Annotated in this window: 2 protein-coding genes; both read left to right on the top strand. The window is 77.0% G+C overall.

Going from position 1 to position 6717, the window contains the following annotated elements; all coding sequences use genetic code 11:
* On the top strand, nucleotides 1–4479 hold a 4479-nt coding region (locus tag ACFV4G_RS42600; RefSeq protein ID WP_380448906.1), incomplete at its 5' end, for an SDR family NAD(P)-dependent oxidoreductase.
* A gap of 58 nt (nucleotides 4480–4537) precedes the next feature.
* On the top strand, nucleotides 4538–6717 hold a 2180-nt coding region (locus tag ACFV4G_RS42595), incomplete at its 3' end, for a type I polyketide synthase (protein WP_380448904.1).

The raw sequence follows: 6717 nt of genomic DNA, 5'->3' as shown, positions 1-6717 counted from the left end.
CACGGCACCGGCACCCGCCTGGGCGACCCGATCGAGGCCCAGGCCCTGCTCGCCACCTACGGCCAGGAGCGCGAACACCCGCTCCTCGTCGGCTCGGTGAAGTCCAACCTCGGCCACACCCAGGCCGCCGCGGGCGTCGCCGGCGTGATGAGGACCGTCCTCGCCCTGCGGCACGGCGAGCTGCCGGTGTCGCTCCACATCGACCGGCCCACCACGCACGTCGACTGGACGGAGGGCGCCGTCGACCTGCTCGCCGAGGCCCGCGACTGGCCCGCCACCGGACGGCCCCGGCGCGCCGGCGTCTCCTCCTTCGGACTCAGCGGCACCAACGCCCACGTGATCCTCGAACAGGCCCCCCAGCAGGAGTCCCAGCCCGATTCTTTGACACCCGGGCCCGAGCGCCCCGCCCTGCCCTGGCTGCTCTCCGCCCGCAGCGCCGAGGCCCTGCGGGGCCAGGCCTGCGCGCTGCTCGACCACCTCTCCACCGGCAGCGCCGCGCCGCTCGACCTCGCGTACTCCCTCGCCACCGGCCGCGCGCTCCTGGAGCACCGCGCCGCCGTCGTCGGCACCGGCATCGAGGACCTGCGCGCCGGGCTCGCCGCGCTCGCCGACGGCACGCCCGCCCCGGGCGTCGTCACCGGCCGGCACGGCGCCGGCCGCGACCGCCGGGCCGTCCTCGTCTTCCCCGGCCAGGGCTCTCAGTGGGTCGGCATGGGCGCCGAACTGCTCGACGCCTCCCCGGAGTTCGCCGAGCGGATCGGCGCCTGCGAACGGGCCCTCGCACCCTGGACGGACTGGTCCCTCGAAGCCGTCCTGCGCGGCCGGGCCGACGCGCCGTCACTCGACCGCGTCGACGTCGCCCAGCCCGCGCTGTGGGCCACCATGATCGGGCTCGCCGCCTGCTGGCAGGCCCACGGCGTCACCCCCGCCGCCGTCCTCGGCCACTCCCAGGGAGAGATCGCCGCCGCCTGCGTGGCCGGCGCGCTCTCCCTGGAGGACGGCGCCAAGGTCGTCGCCCTGCGCAGCCAGGCCATCGCCCGCGGCCTCTCCGGCCACGGCGGCATGGTGTCGGTGCCGCTGGCGCACGCCGACGTCCTCGCCCGGATCGAGCCCCACGGCGGCCGGATCTCGGTGGCCGCCGCCAACGGCCCGGCCGGCGTGGTCGTCTCCGGCGAGAACGCGGCCCTCGACGACCTCCTGGCCGACTGCGCCCGCGACGGCGTCCGGGCCAAGCGCATCCCCGTCGACTACGCCTCCCACTCCGCCCAGGTCGAACGGATCGAGGAGACCCTCCTCGCCGAACTCGCCGGACTGACCACGCGCGAGGCCCGCATCCCGTTCTTCTCCACCGTCACCGCCGACTGGCTCGGCGACACCCCGCTCGACGCCGGGTACTGGTACCGCAACCTGCGGCGGACCGTCCGCCTGGAGGAGTCCGTCCGCGCCCTGCTCGCCCAGGGCCACGACGCCTTCCTCGAATGCAGCCCGCACCCCGTGCTCGCCATGGCCGTCGAGGACACCGCCGCCGACGCGGGCGTCCGGGCCGTCGTGCTCGGCACCGTCCGGCGCGAGGACGGCGGCCAGGCCCGGCTGCTCGCCTCCCTCGCCGAGGCCCACGTGCACGGCGTGCGGATCGACTGGCGGCCCGCCCTCGCCGGCGGCCGGTCCGCCGACCTGCCCACCTACGCCTTCCAGCGCCGCCGCTACTGGCTCGCCCAGGACGCCGCCCGCACCGGCGCTCCCCTCGAACCCAGCGGGCTGGAAGGGGTCGTCCGGCTCGCGGACGGCTCGGGGAGCGTCCTGCTCACCGGCCGGATCGGCACCGGGACGCACCCCTGGACGGCCGACCACCGCGTGCGCGGCACCGCCGTCGTGCCGGGCACCGCGCTGCTCGACTGGGCCGTGCGGGCCGGCGACGAGGCGGGCTGCCCGACCGTCGCCGACCTCACCGAGCTCACCCCGCTCACCCTGCCCGACCACGGCACCGTCGACCTCCAGCTCACCGCGGGACCCGCCGACGCCGACGGCCGACGGGCCCTCACCGTCCACGCCCGCCCGACCGGCGCGCCGGACGACCTCCCGTGGACCTGCCACGCGAGCGGCACCCTGACTGCCGAGAGCGCTGACGGCGCGTCCCTGACCGCATGGCCGCCCGCCGGTGCCGAGGCGGTGGACACCCCGGACGACGCCGAGTACGGCGAGCGCTTCCGCACCGTCGCCGCACGCTGGCGGCGCGGCGACGAGCTGTTCGCCGAGGTCGCCCTGCCCGAGGAGCACCGCGCCGAGACGGCCGGCTTCCGCGTCCACCCTGGTCTCCTCCAGGCCCTGCTCGCCGCTCTCCCGGGCGGCACCGGCCCCGCCCAGCCCGTCGACTGGCGCGGCGTCACCGTCCACGCCACCGGTGCCGCCCTGCTCCGCGTCCGGCTCACCCCGGCCGCCGACGGTGGCCACGCGCTCACCGCCGCCGACGCCGACGGCGCCCCCGTGCTCACCGCCGGAGCCGTCACCGTCCGCCCGATCGCGCCCGAGCACCTCGCCCCGGTGGCGGACCCGCTCTACGCGGTCGAGTGGGCTCCGACACCGAACAGCGCCGTGTCCGCCGACGGCCTTGAGGACACGGCCGTCCTCGGCGGCGACGACGCGCTCGCCGCCGCCCTCGGCGCCCGCTCCTACGCCGACCTCGCCGGCCTCACCGCCGCCCTGGACGCCGGGGAGCCCGCACCCGCCACCGTCGTCCACCGCCTCACCGCGGCCGACGACGCCGACCCCGTCACCGCCGCGCACCGCGCCGTCCGGGCCGCCCACGGCCTCGCCCGCGCCTGGCTCGGCGAGCCCCGGCTCGCCGACGCCCGCCTCGCCCTGCTCACGCACGGCGCCGAGGCCGCGGCCCCCTCCACCGACGCCACCGTCCTCGCCCAGGCCGCTGCCCACGGACTCATCCGCTCCGCCCAGTCCGAGAACCCCGGCCGCTTCCTCCTCGTCGACCTCGACGAGGACCCCGCCTCGGACGCCGCCCTGCCCACCGCCCTCGCCGTCCCCGACGAGCCGCGCCTGGCCGTCCGCGGCGGCGAGGTGACGGCCCCCCGGCTGCGCCCGCTGCCCGCCGGCGGGGACGACCGCGCGTGGTCCTGGAACCCCGCCGGCACCGTCCTGATCACCGGCGGCACCGGCACCCTCGGCACCCTCGTCGCCCGCCACCTCGTCACCGAGCACGGCGTGCGCCACCTCCTGCTCACCGGCCGCCGGGGCCCGGACGCGCCCGGCGCCGCCGAGCTCGTCGCCGACCTGGCGGCCCTCGGCGCCGACGCCCGCGTCGCCGCCTGCGACACCGCCGACCGCGCCGCCCTCGACGCGCTCCTCGCCACCGTCCCCGCCGACCACCCGCTCACCGGCGTCGTCCACGCCGCCGGCGTCCTGCACGACGGACTGCTCGAAAGCCTGACGGACGAGCAGCTCACCGAGGTGCTGCGCCCCAAGGTGGACGCCGCGTGGAACCTCCACGACGCGACCCGGCACCTGGACCTCTCCGCCTTCGTCCTGTTCTCCTCCTTCGCCGCCACGGCCGGCGGCCCCGGCCAGGCCAACTACGCCGCCGCCAACGCCTTCCTGGACGCCCTTGCCCACCTCCGCCGCGCCGAAGGCCGCCCGGCCGTCTCCCTCGCGTGGGGATACTGGGGAGAATCGAGTGGAATGACGTCCACGCTGGACGCCGTGGACATCGCCCGCTTCGCGCGCTCCGGCATGCTGCCGCTCACGGCCGTCCAGGGCCTTGCCCTGCTCGACGCCGCGAGCGGCGTCGACCGACCGCACCTCGCCCCGATCCGGCTCGACCGGCACGCCCTCGCCACGGCCGGGGCGCCGCCGCTGTTCGCCGAGCTCGCGCCCCGCCGCGCCGCCGCCCGGCGCACGGCCGCCGGCCCGGCCGGGAGCACGGCGTCCGGCGACCGGGGCGTGCTCGACCGGCTGCCCGGCCTCGCCGCCGCCCAGCAGGAGAAGCTGCTGCTGGACATCGTCGTCGGCCACCTCGCCGCCGTCCTCGGCCACGGCTCGCCCGAGGCCGTCGAACCCGAGCGCGGCTTCCTCGACCTCGGCATGTCCTCCCTGACCGCCGTCGAGCTGCGCAACCGCCTCAACGCCGAACTCGGCCTGCGGCTGCCCACCACGACGATCTTCGACCACCCGTCGCCCACCGCCCTCGCCGGGCGCCTGCGCGACCTGGTCGGCGCACCCGCCGGCACCGCGGCGCCCGCCCGGCCCGTCTTCGCCGAACTCGACGAGCTGGAGAGCGCGCTCGGCGCCACCGAACTGGACGCCGACTCCCGCACCCGCCTCCTCGCCCGCCTCAAGAGCCTCCAGTGGCGGCTCGACGGCGACGCCACCGAGTCGCCCGCGGCCGCCGACGGGCCGGACGACGCGCTCGACGCCACCACGGACGACGAGATGTTCGACCTGATCGACCGCGAGCTCGGACTCGCCTGAGGCGACCCCGTAAGACGCCGGCCCGTACCACCCTTCCGAACTGCGAGGTTTCCCACCCATGGCCAGCACCTCCGAGGACAAGCTCCGCGACTACCTCAAGAAGGTCACCGCGGACCTGCGGCGCACGAAGCAGCGCCTGGAGTCCGTCGAGGCGAGGGACGCCGAGCCGATCGCGATCATCGGGATGGCCTGCCGCTACCCCGGCGGCGTCCGCACCCCGGAGGACCTCTGGCGGCTCGTCGCCGACGGCGCCGACGCCATCGGCGACCTGCCGGAGGACCGCGGGTGGGACACCGGGGGCCTCTACGACCCCACGCCGGGCACCCCCGGCAAGAGCTACGTCCGCCACGGCGGCTTCCTCGACGGCGTCGCCGACTTCGACGCCGAGCTGTTCGGCATCGCCCCCCGCGAGGCCCTCGCCATGGACCCGCAGCAGCGGCTCCTCCTCGAATCCGCCTGGGAGGCCGTCGAGCGCGCCCGCATCGCCCCCGCCGCCCTGCGCGGCAGCGACACCGGCGTGTTCATCGGCGGCGCCGACACCGACTACGGCTCCCTCGCCCGGCGGACCGAGGAGACCGAGGGCCACCTCCTCACCGGCGGAGCCGTCAGCGTCCTCTCCGGCCGCATCGCGTACACCCTCGGCCTGGAGGGCCCGGCCGTCACCGTCGACACCGCGTGCTCCTCCGCCCTCGTCGCCCTCCACCTCGCGGTCCGCGCGCTGCGCGCCGGCGAGTGCTCGATGGCCGTCGCCGGCGGCGTCGCCGTCATGCCGACCACCCGCCTGTTCACCGAGTTCTCCCGCCAGCGCGGACTCGCCCCCGACGGGCGCTGCAAGCCCTTCGCGGAGTCCGCGGACGGCACCTCCTGGGCCGAGGGCGTCGGCGTCCTGCTCGTCGAGCGGCTCTCGGACGCCCGGCGCCTGGGCCACGAGGTCCTCGCCGTCGTCCGGGGCACCGCCGTCAACCAGGACGGCGCCAGCAGCCGCCTGACCGCCCCCAACGGCCCCTCGCAGCAGCGCGTCATCCGGGCCGCGCTCGCCAACGCCCGCCTCACCCCCGACCAGGTCGACGCCGTCGAGGCCCACGGCACCGGCACGACGCTCGGCGACCCGATCGAGGCCCAGGCCCTGCTCGCCACCTACGGCCAGGACCGGCCCGCCGACCGGCCGCTCTACCTCGGCGGCGTCAAGTCGAACATCGGCCACGCCCAGGCGGCGGCCGGCGTCGCGGGCGTGATCAAGACGGTCATGGCGCTGCGCGCCGGCGTGCTGCCGGCCACCCTGCACGTCGACGAGCCGTCCTCGCACGTCGACTGGACGGCGGGCGCCGTCGAGCTGCTGACGGAGGCCCGCGACTGGCCGCAGACCGGGCGTCCGCGCCGGGCGGGCGTCTCGGCGTTCGGCATCAGCGGGACGAACGCGCACGTGGTCCTGGAGCAGGCGGACGAGGTCGTGGCGGAGGAGGCGGCAGAGGCCGCCCCCGTCCCGGCCGTCGTGCCGTGGGTGCTGAGCGGCCGGACGCCGGAGGCGCTGCGCGCCCAGGCCGCCCGCCTGCGCGACATCGCGGCGGGCTGGCCGGCCGCCGACGTCGCGGTGGCACTGGCCACGAGCCGCTCGATGCTGAACCACCGGGCCGTGGTGGTCGGTTCGGACCGGGACGCGCTGCTGCGCGGGCTCGACGCGCTGGCGGCGGGCTCGGGCAGGGGAGTCGAGGGCGCGGTCGTCGAGGGCGCGGTCCGGGGCGGCGGGACGGCGTTCCTGTTCTCGGGGCAGGGGTCGCAGCGGCTGGGGATGGGGCGGGAGTTGTATGCCCGGTTCCCGGTGTTCGCGTCGACCTTCGACGAGGTGTGCGCGGAGCTGGATCCGGCTTTGCGTGAGGTGGTGTGGGGGTCGGATGCGGAGCTGTTGAACCGGACGGAGTACGCGCAGGCGGGGCTGTTCGCCGTCGAGGTGGCGCTGTACCGTCTCGTCGAATCGCTGGGCGTCCGAGCGGAGTTCGTGGCCGGGCACTCGATCGGTGAGGTCGCTGCGGCGCATGTGGCCGGGGTGTTCTCGCTGGCCGACGGGTGTGCGCTGGTGAGTGCCCGTGGCCGCCTGATGCAGGCGCTGCCCGCCGGTGGCGCGATGCTGGCGGTGCAGGCGACGGAGGACGAAGTCCTGCCGCTGCTCGGTGAGTTCGTCTCGATCGCCGCCGTCAACGGCCCGACCTCCGTCGTCGTTTCCGGCGCGGAGGAGGCCGT

Source organism: Kitasatospora sp. NPDC059747, from assembly GCF_042732955.1.
Classification (GTDB): Bacteria; Actinomycetota; Actinomycetes; order Streptomycetales; family Streptomycetaceae; genus Kitasatospora.
The sequence above is the reverse complement of the archived record's forward strand: the minus strand, read 5'-3'. Positions and strand labels throughout refer to the sequence as shown.